The 15,341-nt window shown below is 67.8% G+C and carries 15 protein-coding genes; 14 read left to right on the top strand and 1 reads right to left on the bottom strand.

All coding sequences use genetic code 11. The features are described 5' to 3' along the window. Positions 1 to 310 (top strand): helix-turn-helix domain-containing protein (locus tag V7Q31_RS13965; RefSeq protein ID WP_333834475.1); only part of this gene is annotated, 310 nt, incomplete at its 5' end. Between the two features lie 54 nt (positions 311 to 364). Here V7Q31_RS13965 and V7Q31_RS13960 read toward each other — a convergent pair. After that, a complete protein-coding gene (locus tag V7Q31_RS13960) occupies positions 365 to 790 on the bottom strand; it encodes a BLUF domain-containing protein (RefSeq protein ID WP_333834474.1) in 426 nt (141 codons plus the stop codon). Between the two features lie 599 nt (positions 791 to 1,389). On the opposite strand from V7Q31_RS13960, the gene V7Q31_RS13955 reads away from it, so the two are divergent. The 13 genes from V7Q31_RS13955 (at position 1,390) to V7Q31_RS13895 (ending at position 15,155) form a co-directional block, all read left to right on the top strand. Further along, positions 1,390 to 2,436, top strand: coding sequence for an ABC transporter ATP-binding protein (locus V7Q31_RS13955; protein ID WP_333834473.1), 1,047 nt, complete (start codon positions 1,390 to 1,392; stop codon positions 2,434 to 2,436). A 35-nt stretch (positions 2,437 to 2,471) separates the two neighbouring features. Continuing rightward, positions 2,472 to 3,815: an ABC transporter substrate-binding protein gene (locus tag V7Q31_RS13950; protein ID WP_333834472.1), complete on the top strand. Its 1,344-nt coding sequence runs from the start codon at positions 2,472 to 2,474 to the stop codon at positions 3,813 to 3,815. Positions 3,816 to 3,874: 59 nt separating this feature from the next. Beyond that, the gene (locus V7Q31_RS13945; RefSeq protein WP_333834471.1) at positions 3,875 to 4,762 is read left to right on the top strand and encodes a carbohydrate ABC transporter permease; all 888 of its coding nucleotides are present in this window, start codon (positions 3,875 to 3,877) and stop codon (positions 4,760 to 4,762) included. Next, the gene (locus V7Q31_RS13940; RefSeq protein WP_333834470.1) at positions 4,759 to 5,601 is read left to right on the top strand and encodes a carbohydrate ABC transporter permease; all 843 of its coding nucleotides are present in this window, start codon (positions 4,759 to 4,761) and stop codon (positions 5,599 to 5,601) included. The genes V7Q31_RS13945 and V7Q31_RS13940 overlap by 4 nt, the downstream gene beginning before the upstream one ends. A 105-nt stretch (positions 5,602 to 5,706) precedes the next feature. Further along, on the top strand, positions 5,707 to 6,195 hold the full coding sequence (locus tag V7Q31_RS13935) for a tripartite tricarboxylate transporter TctB family protein (RefSeq protein ID WP_333834469.1): 489 nt from the start codon (positions 5,707 to 5,709) through the stop codon (positions 6,193 to 6,195). 50 nt (positions 6,196 to 6,245) lie between these two features. After that, positions 6,246 to 7,196 carry a tripartite tricarboxylate transporter substrate binding protein gene (locus tag V7Q31_RS13930; RefSeq protein ID WP_333834468.1) on the top strand — a complete coding sequence of 317 codons (951 nt, stop codon included), beginning with the start codon at positions 6,246 to 6,248 and terminating at the stop codon, positions 7,194 to 7,196. Positions 7,197 to 7,253: 57 nt separating this feature from the next. Then, positions 7,254 to 8,759, top strand: coding sequence for a tripartite tricarboxylate transporter permease (locus V7Q31_RS13925; protein ID WP_333834467.1), 1,506 nt, complete (start codon positions 7,254 to 7,256; stop codon positions 8,757 to 8,759). Next, complete coding sequence (locus V7Q31_RS13920) at positions 8,756 to 9,265, top strand: gluconokinase (RefSeq protein WP_333834466.1); 510 nt, start codon at positions 8,756 to 8,758, stop codon at positions 9,263 to 9,265. The genes V7Q31_RS13925 and V7Q31_RS13920 overlap by 4 nt, the downstream gene beginning before the upstream one ends. Before the next feature lie 7 nt (positions 9,266 to 9,272). Then, positions 9,273 to 10,271: a substrate-binding domain-containing protein gene (locus V7Q31_RS13915; RefSeq protein ID WP_333834465.1), complete on the top strand. Its 999-nt coding sequence runs from the start codon at positions 9,273 to 9,275 to the stop codon at positions 10,269 to 10,271. A 596-nt stretch (positions 10,272 to 10,867) separates the two neighbouring features. After that, entirely contained in the window at positions 10,868 to 12,142 is a 1,275-nt protein-coding gene (locus V7Q31_RS13910; protein WP_333834464.1) for an extracellular solute-binding protein, read from the top strand. 27 nt (positions 12,143 to 12,169) lie between these two features. Continuing rightward, complete coding sequence (locus V7Q31_RS13905; RefSeq protein ID WP_333834463.1) at positions 12,170 to 13,081, top strand: carbohydrate ABC transporter permease; 912 nt, start codon at positions 12,170 to 12,172, stop codon at positions 13,079 to 13,081. 10 nt (positions 13,082 to 13,091) lie between these two features. Further along, positions 13,092 to 13,982: a carbohydrate ABC transporter permease gene (locus tag V7Q31_RS13900; RefSeq protein ID WP_333834462.1), complete on the top strand. Its 891-nt coding sequence runs from the start codon at positions 13,092 to 13,094 to the stop codon at positions 13,980 to 13,982. A 9-nt stretch (positions 13,983 to 13,991) separates the two neighbouring features. Beyond that, positions 13,992 to 15,155 (top strand): ABC transporter ATP-binding protein, encoded by a 1,164-nt coding sequence (locus V7Q31_RS13895; RefSeq protein ID WP_333834461.1) that lies wholly within the window; start codon positions 13,992 to 13,994, stop codon positions 15,153 to 15,155. The last annotated feature ends 186 nt before the right edge of the window (positions 15,156 to 15,341 follow it).

The following is a 15,341-nucleotide window of genomic DNA, read 5'->3' as shown; positions in this document are numbered from 1 at the left end:
CGAGGCCCGGCTCGCGGCCTTCCTCGCCGACGTAGCCGACGGGACCCGCGACGCGATGGCGCTCATCGACGATCTCGCCGCCTGGCGCGCCCGCGCCGAGGCCGCCGCCGCCGCGATGAAGGGCGCCACCCCGGCCCGGGCCGTCGCGCTCCTCGCGCAGAGGCCGGCCGTCTCCGCCCCGGCCGCCGCCGGCGCGCTGGGGCTCTCCGACGACGCCGCGCTGCGCGTGCTGATGCGGCTGGAGCGCGCGGGGCTCGCGCGCGAGATCACCGGGCAGGGGCGGTTCAGGGTCTGGGCGGCGAGGCTGTGAATGGGCGAGCGATGGATTCGATCATATCCGACGTCGCGGTTGTGTCGAACTCGGCTACCGCAATCGCGCCTCGTCGGCCTGGTGGGTGCACTTGCTGCGAATTCTGAGAAACTGAGCCGTCATCTCCTCCGGCGTGACGCGATCAACAGCGCCATCCGCGACTTCCTTTTGCGACCACGTCCAGGTCGTCGCAGGGTCGTGCAGCATTGACCAGTCGCCAAAGATCCGCTCGGAGGCGTTCTCTGAGACATGAAGCTTCATCTCGAGGTGGCGGTCGTCGTTTTTGATGCGCTCCAACGTTGCTTTGACCTGCTTCTCGGGGCCCTCGAGCCATTGAAGATATATGTCCGCTCGACAGATGAGCGCCCCGGTAACGCCGTCACGGGTGTTTGCCCGCCGCGCCTCGCTCAGGATGTCGAAAAGGATGCCTTCGTCGAAGCCGAAAGGCCTGGATGAGTAGACGGCCCGAAAAAGACTCATGGCAGCGATTCCTCTTGTCGGGGGGCGTCCTCGCAGAGTCTGCGTCATGGCAGTCCGCGAATAGGCATGCGCGCAGGTCCACAGTGATGGGTGAATACCCCACTCCCCTTACCATGCACGGAGGACGCACAGTAGCAAGCAGCGCCGCCCTGTACGCTTACTTGATCGCCCACGCTGGCTCATCCGCGTCGCCCGCCCCACGACTGGCGGGAGCAGCGATAGGTCGCGCCGATCGAAAGCGGTCATCGTAGAGGTTGCTCGAGCGGATGGTCCGCACCCTGGACTGTTGTGGTCATCGGTGCGAGGGCGTGCAAAAGCTGTGAACAGCGCAGTGGGGGTCTCGTAGCAGCACGAAAATAGATCGGCGCGCCGTCAGACCTGGAGCAGTCGAGCCGTGTCCTGCTGGTTACATCGCCTGCTGCGTCGCTACATGCTGGCGACCTTTGGTTGAGCCCCCTCGCTCGAGGCGAGGTCGGTGTCGGCGAGGTCGGTGTTGATTGCGCCGAGGTCCTCGATCGGTATTATGAGAGCAACAAGAGGCCTCCGCGCAGACGGGGCCGAAAGGGAGGCGCGATCCCCATGAGTAGGCTCCAGGCTGCATGAGCGGTATTGCTCTGCGCGGCGTCGAGAAGGCCTATGGTCCTGTCAAGGTCATCCACGGTGTCGACATATCAGTGGAGCCCGGCGAATTCGTCGTGATGGTCGGCCCCTCCGGCTGCGGCAAGTCAACGCTTCTGCGCATGATCGCGGGCCTGGAGGAGATCACCGCCGGCGAGATCGCGATCGGCGGGCGGGTGGTCAACGATGTCCACCCCAAGGATCGCGACATCGCGATGGTGTTCCAGAACTACGGCCTCTATCCGCACATGACAGTGGCGCAGAACATGGGCTTCGCGCTCCGGATGCGCGGCGAGGCGCGAGCCGAGATCGACGCGCGCGTGCGCCGAGCCGCCGACATCCTCGGCCTCGATCAGTTCCTGACGCGCAAGCCGGGCCAGCTGTCGGGCGGGCAGCGCCAGCGGGTGGCCATGGGGCGCGCCATCGTCCGTGACCCTGCGGCTTTCCTGTTCGACGAGCCCCTGTCCAACCTCGACGCCAAGCTGCGCGTGGTGATGCGCGGCGAGATCAAGGCCCTGCACCGCCGGCTCGGTGCGACTACGGTCTATGTCACGCACGACCAGATCGAGGCGATGACCATGGCCGACCGCATCGTGGTGATGAACCATGGCGTCGTGCAGCAGTTTGGCGCGCCGCTGGAGCTCTACGACCGCCCGGCCAACCTGTTCGTCGCCGGGTTCATCGGCTCGCCGGCGATGAACCTGATCGAGGGCGTGGCCACGGAGGACGGCGCCCTGCGCGCAGCAGGTGGCGCCCTGCCCCTGCCGACGCGGATCGCCGCGGGACGGCGCGTCGCGCTCGGCGCGCGGCCGGAACATCTGACGCTGGCGGACGGCGGCTTCGTGGCGACCGTGACGCAGATCGAGCCGACCGGGGCCGAGACCCATGTGCGCGCCGATTTCGGCGGCCAGGAGATCACGGCCGCGCTGCGCGACCGGCCGGCGCTGGAGATCGGCGACACCGTCAGGCTTTGGGCCCAGCCCGAGCGCCTGCACCTTTTCGACGCCGAGACCGGGGCGCGCCTGTGACGCGCCCCCCCAACCGATCAAAGGGGAGAGACGCCATGAGAAGCATGTTCGCAATCGCGCTGGGCGGCGCGCTGCTGGCGGGAGGCCATGCCCAGGCGCAGACGACGCTGCGCTGGGCCCTGCACCCGGGCTCCGAAGCCGACGCGGTGATCAACTATTTCGCGCCGAAATACGAGGCCGAGACTGGCGTACGGGTGGTTGGCGAGATCCTGCCGCCGGACCAGTTGCGCGACCGCATGGCCATCGAGGCGATCGGCGGCACCGGTCGGTGGGACCTCGGCTACCACTCGCCGGGCTGGTTCGGCACCTTCCAGGACCACGTCATCGACCTGACGCCGCTGCTGGAAAAATACGGCTTCGACGTCTCCGCCTATCCCGACCTCGTGGTCGAGAGCCACATGCGTAGCGAGGCGCGGCCGGGCGAGCTGATCGCGCTGCCGACCTCGCCGGCGGCGCCGATGCTGATCGCGCGGCAGGACTTCTTCGAGCACTCCGACGAGCAGGCGGCGTTCCGGGAGCGGTTCGGCCGCGACCTCGCCATCCCGGCCACCTGGGCCGAGCTGCGCGAGGTGGCCGAGTTCTTCACCCGCCCCGCCGGCGCCACGGTGGCCGGCGAGACGCTGGCCCAGCCGCTCTATGGCTGGGCCGACGCGCTCGGCTCGGGCTCGGGGATCGCGCGCAGCTATATCGTCGTGCTCTACTCCACCGGCCTGAAGGGCTGGGACGAGAACTTCGAGCCCGATCTCGGCCATCCGATCCTTGTCGAGTCGGCCAACTACTTCATCGACCTCTCCAAGACCGCCGCTCCGCGCGAGGCCCAGAGCTGGGCTTTCCTGGAGGGGCTGGAGTTCTTCCGCGACGGACGGCTGGCGATGGCGACGATGTGGCCCCAGGGCGTCGCCACGGTCGAGGACCCTTCCGGCCAGGCCGCCGGGAAGGTCGCCTACCAGCCGCTGCCGAAGTGGGAGGGCAACATCGCCGGCTTCGAGCAGGGTGTGCCGTTCCTCGGCGGCGGCGGCGTCTTCGTCTTCGACACCCCCAATGCGGACGAGGCGGTGAAGTTCCTCACCTGGATGCTGCAGGAGAACGAGGTCGAGTGGGCGCGGCAGTCCAATCAGTTCAGCCGCGCGGCGCATTTCACCAACCCGGAACTGCAGCAGATGCAGCCCTATTTCGACAAGTTCCTGCCGGCTTACCAGCAGACACTGGAGGCGGTGTTCGTGCGGCAGGGCATCCCGGAATACGGCTCGGTGATGTGGCAGGGCACGGTCGACTTCATCACGGACACCTTCAGCGGCGACCTGACGCCGGAGCAGGCGCAGACCCGCTGGGTGGACGACATGAAGCGGGCGTTCCGGCGCGCCGGCTACGTGCAGTGACCCGCTGCTGAACACCGACGGGGGCCCCGCGCCCCCGTCGCCGCCGGGAGCCCCGACCGATGGCCCAGAGCCTCGACAAGTACACCAAGGGCTGGTGGTTCATCCTGCCCGGCCTCGCGGTGATGGTCGCCATCGTCGGCGTGCCGCTGGGCATGGCGGTGCGCTACAGCCTGCATGACGTGTTCCTCTACGATTTCCGCAACCAGGTCTTCGTCGGGCTGGAGAACTATCAGCGCGCCTTCGCCGACCCGCTGTTCAACCGCGCGCTGCGGGTGACGGCGCTGTTCACGCTGGGCAACATGGCGCTCGCGATCGTCTTCGGCGTGCTGGTCGCCTTTCTGCTGAACGGCAAGCTCGTGCGCGGCCGGCGCACCTGGCTCGCGCTGTTTCTCGTGCCCTTCGTCATGACGCCGGTGGTGGGCGGCATCGCGTGGCGGCTGTTCATGTGGCAGCCCGGAACCGGGCTGGTGAACGCGCTGGCGACGGCGCTGGGCGGACCGGACACCTTCTGGCTTCTGGAGCCCGATCTGGCGCTGCTGGCGGTGACGCTCACCAATGCTTGGCACCTCACGCCGCTGGCGGTGCTGGTGTTCTACGCCGCGCTCACGACCATCCCGGAGGAACTCTACGAAAGCGCCACCATCGACGGCGCAGGGGCGTTGCGCACGCTATGGCATGTGGTGCTGCCGCTGCTGCGGCCGCACATGCTGTTTGTGTCGATCATCGTCATGACCAGCGCTTTTCGCGAGTTCGACATGATCTGGGCGCTGACCGGTGGCGGGCCGGGGCGGACGACGACGACGCTGAGCATTCTCGCCTACAACCGCGGCGTCGCGAACCAGGACATGGGCATGGCCAACACGATCGCCTTCACGATGTTTCTCATCATGGCGACGGTCGCGTGGCTCTACATCACCATCTGGCGGCGACAGGAGGCGCGGGCGTGACCGGACGTGCGAAGCGGCGGCTGGTCGCCGTAGCGGTCCATGCCGGGCTGTCGGTCTGGCTCGTCATCTCGCTGGTGCCGCCGCTCATGTTGCTGGCCGCGGCGCTGAACCGGACGGCGCTTTTCCGCGGGCCGCTCGACCTGCTGCTGTTGCGCGAGGCGACGCTGGAGAATTTCACGGCCGCCTTCGACCGCGGGGACTTCCTGTTCTTCTTCGCCAACAGCCTGATCATCTCGGTCGCGGCGGTCGCCATCACGCTGGTGGTGTGCGTGCCGCTGGCCTACGGGCTGACCAAGATCGGCGGGCGCGTGCGCGCCAACGTCTCCTTCGCCGTCTTGGCGATGCGCTTCGTGCCCTATGTCGTGCTCGCGCTGCCAATGTTCCTGCTGTTCGTGAACCTCGGCTTGTCGGGCTCGCTTCTGGGCCTTCTGCTGGCGCATCTCGCCATCCACATCCCCTTCGCGACATGGATGATGGTCGGCTTCTTCGACACCGTGCCAAAGGAAATCGAGGAGGCCGGCATCGTCGACGGCTGCGGCCCGTGGCGGCTGTTCTGGACCGTGTCCTTGCCGGTCGTGCGCTCCGGCGTCACCGCCATGGCGATCCTCGTCTTCATCATCTCGTGGAACGAATACCTGTTCGCGCTGTTTCTCGCCGGCGCCGACGCCCAGCCGCTGACGGTGGGCGTCACGCGCTTTCTCGGCGGGCTCGAGCAGGGGGCGGAGTACGGCGTCATCGCCGCCTATTCGACGCTGATCGTGGCGCCGGTGATCCTGTTCTCGCTGGTCGCCAATCGGCTCATCGTGGCCGGCATGACCGCAGGCGCGGTGAAGGGCTGACAGCGCCAGCGCGTCGCCACGGCCTCGCCTTGCGCGGGAAGCGTGGCGATGTTACGCATAACATAATGGCTTTGGCGTAGGTCGTTTGGGTGCTGGAGGTGGGCCGTGGCGGGTGGCCGGGGAAGACGGCTTGAGGCGCGACGTGTCGCTGAGGTCGCCTTCGGCGTCGCCCTGGTCGCGCTGGCGCTGTTCGCCCGCGACGTGGCGACGGGCTTTCCCGTTCGCGCAAGAGCCTTTCCCATGGCCCTGGTCTGGTGTCTCGGCGCTGTCGGGGTTGGCCTGAGCCTGAGCGCCCTGCTGAGGCCAGGCCCTGCGGAGGCGAACGCCGGATGGCGGCGGGCGATCTCACGGCTGATCGTTCCGTCGCTGACCCTTGTCGTCGGGTTCGCCACGCTCCGCGGCTTCGGCTTCTACGTCGCCGCACCCTTGCTCGTCGCGGCTTTCCACGTGACGCACGCCCTCACGGCGGGCGAGCCCCTGACGCCGGGTCTCGCCCTGCGCGCGGCCATCTTCGCCGCGGTCGCGACCGCGGCGATGTGGACGCTGTTCAGCGCCCTGTTGGGCCTGCCAGCGCCGTCGGGCGCCCTGTTCTGAGGTCCGACAGCCAGCCGAAGAAACGTTCCGAAAACCTGGAGGAGACCCCCATGAAGACCCCGATCGCCGCCCTCGGCGGCATTCTCGCCCTCGCCCTCGGCGGCGCCGCCCTCGCAGACTACCCCGAGCGCGCCATCACGCTGATCGTCCCCTACAGCCCCGGCGGCGGTGGCGACACGGTGGCGCGCATCGTGGCGGACCGGCTCGCGGCGGAGCTTGGCCAGACCATCAACGTGGTCAACCGCCAGGGCGCCGGCGGCGAGATCGGCATTGCCGAGATGGCGGCGGCTGACGCCGACGGCTACACGCTCGGCGTGTTCGGCTACCCCGACAACTTCGTCCTGTCGCAGACCCGCGAGACCGAATTCGGTGGCGACAGCTTCGAGTATCTCGCCAGCTTCGACGCCATGCCCATGGGCATCTTCGCGAGCCCAGCCAGCGCATTCTCGTCGCTGGATGCGCTGAAGGAGTATGGCGAAGCCAACCCCGGCGCGCTGGTCGTCGGCCAGTCGGGCGCACTGGGGCTGTTGAACATCCTCGCCTTTGCCGATGGCCTCGGCATCGAGGTGACGCCGCTGAACTACGGCGGCGGCGGCGAGCTGATGAACGGGCTGCTGGGCAACCACATCGACCTCGCCTCCACGTCGTCCATGAGCCACGACAACATCGTGGGCGCGGGCGGCGCGCCGATCGGCTTCGCCGCGGGCGACCGGATGGCGATGTTCCCGGACGTGCCGACGTTCGAGGAACAGGGCCTGCCGCTGGACATGGGCGTCAGCCGCGTGCTGGTCGCGCCGGCGGGCATCCCCTCCGATGTGCGCGAGCGGCTCGTGGCGGCGCTGGACGCGATCTCGGGCGACGCGGACATGATCGCGCGTTTCGAGACGGCGTCGCTGCCCTATCGCTATCTCGGCGCCGACGCGACGGCCGAGATGGTGGCGCGCTCCAACGCCGCCTACGCCGAGGTGATCGAGCGCAACGCCGAGCATTTCCAGCAGTAAGGCGATCCGCCCCGGCCAGAGCGCCGGGGCCTCCCCGACCCCCGCTCAGGATCGTCCATGGACAACCTCGCCCTGATCGCCGAGCTCTTTTCCGTCAGCGTGCTGCTGGCGGTGTTCGTGGGCGTTCTGATCGGGGTGCTGGTCGGGGCCGTTCCCGGGCTGAACGGGGCTATTGGGATCTCGCTCCTGCTGCCGCTGACCTTCGCCATGGAGCCCGAGGTAGGCTTGCTGCTGCTGGGCGGGATCTATATGGGGTGCATGTATGGCGGCTCGATCACCGCCATCCTGATCAACGTGCCCGGCGATGTCGTGGCGGCGCCGGTCGCGATGGAGGGATTCCCGATGACGCAACAGGGCCGCGCGCGCGAGGCCCTGTATTACTCCATCTTCTCCAGCATGTTCGGCGGCTTCATCGGCGTGCTGGTGCTGATCCTGTTCACGCCGCCGCTGGCGCGCTTCGCGCTGCAGTTCGGTCCGGCGGAGATGTTCTTCATCGCGCTGTCGGGGCTGATCATCGTCGGCGCGCTGTCGGGCAGCCTGCTCAAGGCGGCCTCCGCGGTGCTGTTCGGTCTGCTGATCTCCACCATCGGCGTGGACGGCACGACCGGCGCCCAGCGCTTCACCTTCGGCAGCCCGGAGCTGCGGCTCGGCGTCTCGGTCGTGCCGGTGGTGCTGGGCCTGTTCTGCATCGCCGAAATGCTGCTGAACCTTGGCCGTAAGGACGAGACGGGCGGCGGCTACGTCGACCAGACAATCACCCGCATGGCCGTGATCGGCGCGATCCTTCGGCGCAAGGTGCTGCTGCTGAAATCCGGCGCTATCGGCACGTTCGTGGGCCTGCTGCCCGGCGTCGGCACGACCCTTGCGGTATTTCTCTCCTATGCCGAGGCCAAGCGGAGTTCGGACGCGCCGGAGAGCTTCGAGAAGGGCAACCCCGACGGCATCATCGCCGCCGAGTGCGCCAACAACGCCACGGTTGGCAGCTCGCTGGTGCCGCTGCTGGCGCTGGGCGTGCCGGGCAGCCCCACGAGCGCCATCATCGCCGGCGCGCTGATGGTGCACGGCATCATCCTCGGCCCGTCGCTCTTCGTGAACCGACCCGATGTCGCCTATGTGTTCCTATTCGGCATGATGCTGACCGTGGTCGCGATGACCCTGATCGGCGCGTTCGGGATCAAGTATTTCTCCTACATCCTCAAGGTCCGCATGGGCTATCTGGCCCCCACGGTGCTGGTGTTGGCCCTGTTCGGCGCCTACAGCGTGCGAAACAGCGTGTTCGACGTGGGCGTGGCGGTCGCGCTGGGTGTCTTGGGCGCGTTGTTCAAGCGGCTGGACGTGCCGCTGGCGCCCATCATCATCGGCGTCGTCCTGGGCCCGCTGATCGAGAGCAACCTCTCCCGCGCGATGACCATCGCCAACGCCCGGCGGATGCCGCTCCACGAGTACATGCTGTCCTCGAACCTCTCGCTGGCGCTGGTCGCAATCGTGCTGTTCCTGCTGCTGGTGGTGGTGCGCATGCGCCGGCGCATGGCCACCCTCGAGCGGGCGGGGGCCGCTGCGTGAGGGTGGTGCTGATGGGGGTGTCGGGCAGCGGCAAGAGCCTCGTCGGCGCCCGCCTCGCCGCCATGATCGGCGCCCCCTTCCTCGACGCGGACGACTTCCACAGCCCCGCCAACAAGGCCAAGATGGCGGGCGGGCGTCCCCTGACGGACGAGGACCGCGCGGGCTGGCTCGACGCGCTGGCGGCCGCGCTGGCGCAGCGCTCCGCGGCGGTGCTTGCCTGTTCCGCGCTGAAGCGCCGCTACCGCGACCGGCTGCGCGCGGCTGCGCCGGGATTGCAGATCATCCACCTGCACGGCGACTTCGCCCTGATCCGGGAGCGCCTCGCCGCCCGGCAGGCGCACTTCTTTGGGGGCGAGGCCATGCTGCTGAGCCAATTCGCCGATCTGGAGCCCCCGGCCGACGACGAGGGCGCGGCGCGGGTGAGTGTCGAGGCCGACCTCGAGGCCGTCGCCCTGCGCTGCCTCGCCGCCCTCGATCCCCCGTCGTCGAGCGCGGCGCGTGCTTGAGCCGGCGATGCATCAGCCCCGCCGGCCGACCCTCGGCGATGTGGCGGCCCGTGTCGGCGTCACCCGCATGACCGTCAGCCGCGCCCTGCGCAATCCCGCCGCCGTCTCCGAGGCGCTGCGCCGGCGCATCCTCGAGGCGGCCGACGCCCTCGGCTACGTCGCTAGCCGGGCGCCGTCGATGCTGTCGCGCGCGCGCAGCCGCAGCATCGGCATCCTAGTCCCGTCAGTGACCAACCAGGTGTTCGCCGATGTGCTGGCGGGCGCGACGGATGCGGCGGACGCGGCGGACCGGCGCCTGATGATCGCCCACTACGGCTACGATCCGGCGGCGGAGGAGCGTGCGATCGCTTCGCTCCTGTCCTATGGCGTCGATGCGCTGATCCTGTCGGACCGTGAGCACACCGCACGCGCCTTGCGCCTGATCGAGGCCGCCGCCCTGCCGGTGGTGGAGATCATGGATGTCCGCTCCCCCGCCCTGCAGCAGACGGTCGGCTTCGACAACGTCGACGCCGCCTATGAGATGACCCGCGCCATGATCGCCCGCGGGCGCCGCCGCATCGCCTATGCAGCCGTCAGGCTCGACCCACGCACCCGGCAAAGGCAGGACGGATATGCGCGCGCGATGGCAGAGGCCGGTCTTGAGCCGCGGGTGGTGGAGAGCGCCGAAAAGTCGAGCTTCGCTCTCGGGGCGACCATGGTCGCCAGCCTGCTCGACGGGCCGGCGCCTGCGGACGGTCTGTTCTGCACCAACGACGACATAGCGGTCGGCGCCTGCTTCGAACTACGCCGCCGGGGTCTTGAAGCGCCCGGCCCGATCTCGGTGGCGGGCTTCCACGGTCTTGACGTCGGCCAGGCGATGACGCCCCGGCTGGCCAGCGTCTTCACGCCGCGCGCCGAGATGGGGTCCCTCGCGGTTGAATGCGTGTTGGCGCGTCTGGGCGGCGCTGCTCACGAGCCTGCCTCTATCGATCTCGGCTACCGTATTGATGAGGGCGAGACATTGTAACAATGAACTCAAGCAGCAGGCAAAAGATTGAAATTATTCTCCAAACTGTGCCCTGTCCAACCCATGAGGGGTAAGCTCTTGAGTGCCATGTCTGGTTAATTGGTGATTCTGGTTGTCAGAAGACTGTGAATAGCACTGCGGCAACGGAGCGAGCTTCCGCGCCTTCTGCGGTGTTATCGATGCTGTCCCGATTCCGGCCTCGCCACGTCGTTCAGCTTCGGATCTTGGTCGCTCGCTCGTGAGCCAGGCCCGCAGGAACCGCTCGCCCGTCCCAGAGCCACGCCTTCCTGCGCTCTCTCAGTCCAGAGCATTCCGGACCGACCCGGCGGACGCACGCGCCATGCCGGGGCGGCCCAGCTCTATCAGCGTTGGGCACACAGGGGTCGTTCACGTGGCAATAGGCGATGTGCAAAGAGTTTGGCCGGCCTGGATCAGAACGCGTGATGGGGATCAACATTTTGCGCAGCGGCGCAAATGCGCCCTGTCTTCCGCGGTTGGGTCTTGCCCGCCCGGTTAGTTCCCGAAAGGATTGATCTGATTTCGCCGCAGAGCGTGAACTAGAGTCATCAGGGATTCGACCTATGGAAAAAACAGCCATGCGACACGCGCTCGCGACGACCGCGTTTCTCAGCTTGATCGGAGGCTCGCTCCCCTGTTCGGCGCTTGCGCAGCAGACGACGATACGCATGTGGTTCAACGGGACGCCCGAGGCGCACGGCGCAGTGCTCGAACGCCTCATTCCCGCGTTCGAGACCGCGAACCCCGACATCAAGGTCGAGTACGAGATCACCGCGTGGTCCGCCTACCAGCAGCAGATCGCGACAGCTGCGGCGGGCGGCACCCTGCCCGACATCATCTTCGGGTTTTCGAACCTCGTGGCGGGCTTCGCCGAGCGCGGGCTGCTCGCCGACCACGGCGCATTCTTCGACCCCGACGACTTCGTTCCCGCCACCGTCGAGCTGACGAGCTGGAACGGCGTCTGGTCGATGCTGCCGACCTGGTTCTCGGCGAACGCTCTGAGCTGGCGGACCGATCTCATTGAGGCCGGCGGCGTCGACGCCTCGGCCCCGCCGCAGAACTGGGACGAGTGGCTGAGCTGGGCGGAGGCCGCGACCGTGCGCGACGCTTCGGGCGCCATCACGCAGCTCGGCTTCTATTCGTCGTCGTTCAACTTCAATCGCTCGAACCTGTTCACCCGGCTGGTCGAGGCGAACGGCGGCCGGATGTTCTCGGACGACGGCATGACGGCCATGATGAACGCGCCGGAGGCGGTCGAGGCCGCGGCCTTCCTGCAGAAGCTGGTGCAGTGTTGCGACGTGCCGCGCTCGATCGAGGCTGACAACGTGGGCTTGGGTCAGGGGCGTACCGCGATGGTCTACAACAATTTCGCCTTCCGCAACTGGCAGAACGAGTTTCCCGACCTGCTGCAATACGCAGGCCTCGGCCTGGTGCCGCCGGGCCCGCAGGGCGGCGAGGAAATGGCCGGGGCCGGGCTGGGAGCGAATGTCATCGCGATCACGTCGACCTCGCGCAACAAGGAGGCGGCGGCGCGGCTGCTGCAATTTCTCATCGTCGAGCCTGACATCATCGTTCAGCTGGCCGGTCTTGGGGGGTCGATCCCCGGCGCGATCCTGCCGGAGGGCCACCCCTATCTGGCGGCCAATTCGCTGGCGCAACGCTACCTCGACCTGGCGCTGACCGGTGGCGCGGCCGATCCGAAGCACCCGAACTTCTCGGAATACGAGGCGATCCTGAATGTCTGGCTGGACGAGCTGATGCTGAACGGCATGGACCCGCAGACGGCGATGGACAGCGCCGCGCGCGAGATCCAGTCGGAGATCATCGACCGGTCAGGCATCGGCTTTAACTGAGGCGCAGGGCAGGGTAGGCGAGCGGAGATGGCGGGGCCGGGCCCGCGCTTGTTCCGGGGCGAATGGGTCACCCCGGCGGAGGCGCGATGGGGACTGATCTTCGTCCTGCCGGTCATGGCGCTGTTTCTGGCGCTGAAAATCGCGCCGCTGCTCTACGGCGGTTATCTGAGCCTGACGCAATACTCGCTGCTGCAGCCGCCGCGCTTCATCGGTCTGGCGAACTACGAGCGCCTCTTCAACGATCCGCGGGCGCTGGATGCGTTCCGCGTCACGCTCGTCTACACGGTCGGCACCGTGGTTCCCGCCACGGTCCTGTCGCTGGCGATCGCCGTATTGCTCGACACCAGGTTGCACGGGATGGCGGTGTTCCGGACCGTCTTCTACATGCCTCAGGTGGCGAGCTGGGTCGCAATCGGCGTGGCGTGGCTATACATCATGAATCCTGCCTTCGGGCCGTTCAACTACCTGCTGAGCCTTCTGGGGGTGGAGCGGCAGGGCCTGCTGAGCAACAGCGCCCAGGCGTTGCCCACGCTGATCGGCATCGGCGTCTGGCGGCAGATGGGCTATTCCGTGGTCATCTTTCTCGCCGGGCTGCAGGGCGTGCCGAACCATCTGCGCGAGGCGGCGATCATGGACGGCGCGTCGTGGTGGCGCAGCTTCACGCAGGTGACGCTGCCGATCCTGACGCCGACGACCATGTTCGTCGTCGTGACGGCGGTGATCTTCAACCTTCAGGTGTTCGATCAGGTCGTAGTGCTGACCGGCGGCGGGCCGGGCCGGTCGACGACGACTGCGGTGCTGTTCTCCTACAATCAGGCGTTCCGCTCCTTCGCCATGGGCTACGCGGCGGCGGTGGCGGTCGTGCTGTTCGTGGCGATCATGGGCCTGTCGCTCCTGTTGCTGACGCTGTCGGGCCAACTCGGCGGCAGAAGGCGCTGAAGGGGGCGGCATGGGCACGATCGACTACGCGCCGCCTCTGGTTCGACGCACCCGCCGCGCGCTGATCTATGTCGCGCTGATCGCGTTGAGCGGCATCATCCTGGCCCCGTTCCTGATGATCGTGTCGCTCGCGCTCTCCAGTCCGACCGAGGTTTTCGCCTGGCCGCCCGTGCTCGCGCCGGACGTGGTGCGGTGGGACAATTTTCGCCGCGTCTTTGAGGTCACCAACTTTGGCCGGGCGATGTGGAACACCTTCGTCATCGCCTCCGTCTCGACCATCGGCATCGTCTTCATCGACGGACTGGCGGGCTACGCCTTCGCGAAGATGCGCTTTCCGGGGCGCACGACCATGTTCCTGCTGATCCTCGCCACGCTGATGGTGCCGGTGCATGTGACCATCATTCCCCTGTTCATCATGTTCCGCAGCTTTCCGCTCGCCGGGGGCAACGACATCCTCGGCGTGGGGGGCTTCGGCATTCTGAATTCCTACCCCTCGATGATCCTGCCATTCCTGGCCACCGCCTACGGCACTTACCTCATGACGTCGTTCATGCGGATGCTGCCCGACAATCTGGTCGAGGCGGCGCGGATGGACGGGGCCAGCGAGTTCGCCATCTTCTGGAAGATATACCTGCCGCTGGCGGCGCCGGCGCTGACGGTCGTCGCCATGTTCAACTTTACCGCGGTCTGGAACGAGTTTCTCGTGCCCCTGGTGATGACCTCGACCGCCGACATGAAGGTGATCCAGACGGCGCTGGCGGACTTCTCGGATCAGGAGACGGTGCTGTGGAACCTGCTGATGGCTGCGGTGCTGATCTCGATCCTGCCGCTGGTCGCGATGTTCGCGATTGGCCAGAAGCACCTGATCCGCGGCGTCGCGGTCGGCGGGACGAAGGGATAGTCGGGCGCGATGACGCTGGCGGTCGAAACGCGCGCGCTTTGGAAGACCTATCCCGGCGGGCTCCACGCCGTGAGGGGGGTCAGCTTCCGCATCGAGCCCGGCGAGTTGATGGTGCTGGTCGGCGCCTCGGGCTGCGGCAAGACTACGACGCTGCGCATGGTCGCGGGGCTCGAACGGGTGACGGCCGGACAGATCCTCGTCGGCGACCGGGTGGTGAACGACATCCATCCGGCTCGGCGCGGCGTAGCGCTGGTTTTCCAGAACTTCGCGCTTTACCCGCACAAGACAGCCTTCGGAAACATTGCCTTTCCGCTGGAATCGGCCGGCGTCGCGCGTGACGAGATCCGCCGCCGCGTGTCCGAGGTGGCCGAGATGCTCGAGCTGACCGAGCATCTGACCAAGACGCCCGACAGGTTGTCGGGCGGCCAGCAGCAGCGCGTCAGCCTCGGCCGCGCCATCGTCCGCGATCCCGAAGTGCTGCTGCTGGACGAGCCGCTGTCGAACCTGGACGCGCGACTGCGGGTCGTGATGCGCTCGGAACTCAAGCGCATCCAGCGCAAGGTGGGTTCCACCGCGCTCTATGTCACGCACGACCAGGTCGAGGCCATGACCATGGGCGACCGCATCGTGGTGATGGCCGGCGGCGACATCGCCCAGATTGGAACGCCGCAGGACGTCTACCTGCGGCCCGCCGACCTCGCGGTCGCGCGCACCATCGGAAGTCCGGCCATGAACCTTCTGCCCGGCGACGTCGTCGCGCACCCGCAGGGCGTCGCGTTGCGGGGGCAGGACTGGAGCCTCACCATGACCGGCGACGCGGGCGCCGCGCTCGCCCGGCGGCTTCCGGGCTCCAAGCCGACCGTCGTCCTCGGCGTCCGGCCGGAAGAACTGGAGATCGGCCCGGGCGAGGGCGCGTCGTCGGCGCTTGCCGCCGGGCCCTGCGTCACGGCGGAGCCGCTGGGCTCGGAGACGCTCTACAGCGTCGAGATCGCGCGTCAGCTCGTGCGCACGATCCGCCGCGAGACGCATGTCTCCCTGCCGGAGGGTGGTGGCGTCGCGCTGTCCCTGCGCCCGGGAAGCCGTGTCCACGTCTTCGACGCGGCGTCGGGCGTGCGCATCGTCGGCGCCGTTCTCGGCGCCGACGGGTCATGGCGCCCTGACGCAGGCGCGTGATCTCTGCCATGGTCGGTCGCCGGTCCGGCTGATCGACAGCCGCGCTTGCCGCGACAGAGAGGCCGCAGCGCGATGATCAAGCCCAAGCTGCTGCTGGACTGCGACCCGGGCGACGACGACGCCATCGCGATACTCGTCGCGGGCGTCTTCGCCCGGCTGGTCGGGATCACCACGGTCAGCGGCAAC

Origin of the sequence: Rubrimonas sp., assembly GCF_036788415.1 — a bacterium.
Taxonomy (GTDB): Bacteria; Pseudomonadota; Alphaproteobacteria; order Rhodobacterales; family Rhodobacteraceae; genus Rubrimonas.
This window is presented reverse-complemented; position numbering and strand designations above follow the sequence as displayed.

Coding starts and splice junctions, on each gene's coding strand:
- V7Q31_RS13945 (WP_333834471.1), top strand. CDS start 3,875: ATGGCCCAGAGCCTCGACAAGTACACCAAGGGCTGGTGGTTCATCCTG.
- V7Q31_RS13960 (WP_333834474.1), bottom strand. CDS start 790: ATGAGTCTTTTTCGGGCCGTCTACTCATCCAGGCCTTTCGGCTTCGAC.
- V7Q31_RS13930 (WP_333834468.1), top strand. CDS start 6,246: ATGAAGACCCCGATCGCCGCCCTCGGCGGCATTCTCGCCCTCGCCCTC.
- V7Q31_RS13905 (WP_333834463.1), top strand. CDS start 12,170: ATGGCGGGGCCGGGCCCGCGCTTGTTCCGGGGCGAATGGGTCACCCCG.
- V7Q31_RS13925 (WP_333834467.1), top strand. CDS start 7,254: ATGGACAACCTCGCCCTGATCGCCGAGCTCTTTTCCGTCAGCGTGCTG.
- V7Q31_RS13955 (WP_333834473.1), top strand. CDS start 1,390: ATGAGCGGTATTGCTCTGCGCGGCGTCGAGAAGGCCTATGGTCCTGTC.
- V7Q31_RS13900 (WP_333834462.1), top strand. CDS start 13,092: ATGGGCACGATCGACTACGCGCCGCCTCTGGTTCGACGCACCCGCCGC.
- V7Q31_RS13915 (WP_333834465.1), top strand. CDS start 9,273: ATGCATCAGCCCCGCCGGCCGACCCTCGGCGATGTGGCGGCCCGTGTC.
- V7Q31_RS13895 (WP_333834461.1), top strand. CDS start 13,992: ATGACGCTGGCGGTCGAAACGCGCGCGCTTTGGAAGACCTATCCCGGC.
- V7Q31_RS13950 (WP_333834472.1), top strand. CDS start 2,472: ATGAGAAGCATGTTCGCAATCGCGCTGGGCGGCGCGCTGCTGGCGGGA.
- V7Q31_RS13910 (WP_333834464.1), top strand. CDS start 10,868: ATGCGACACGCGCTCGCGACGACCGCGTTTCTCAGCTTGATCGGAGGC.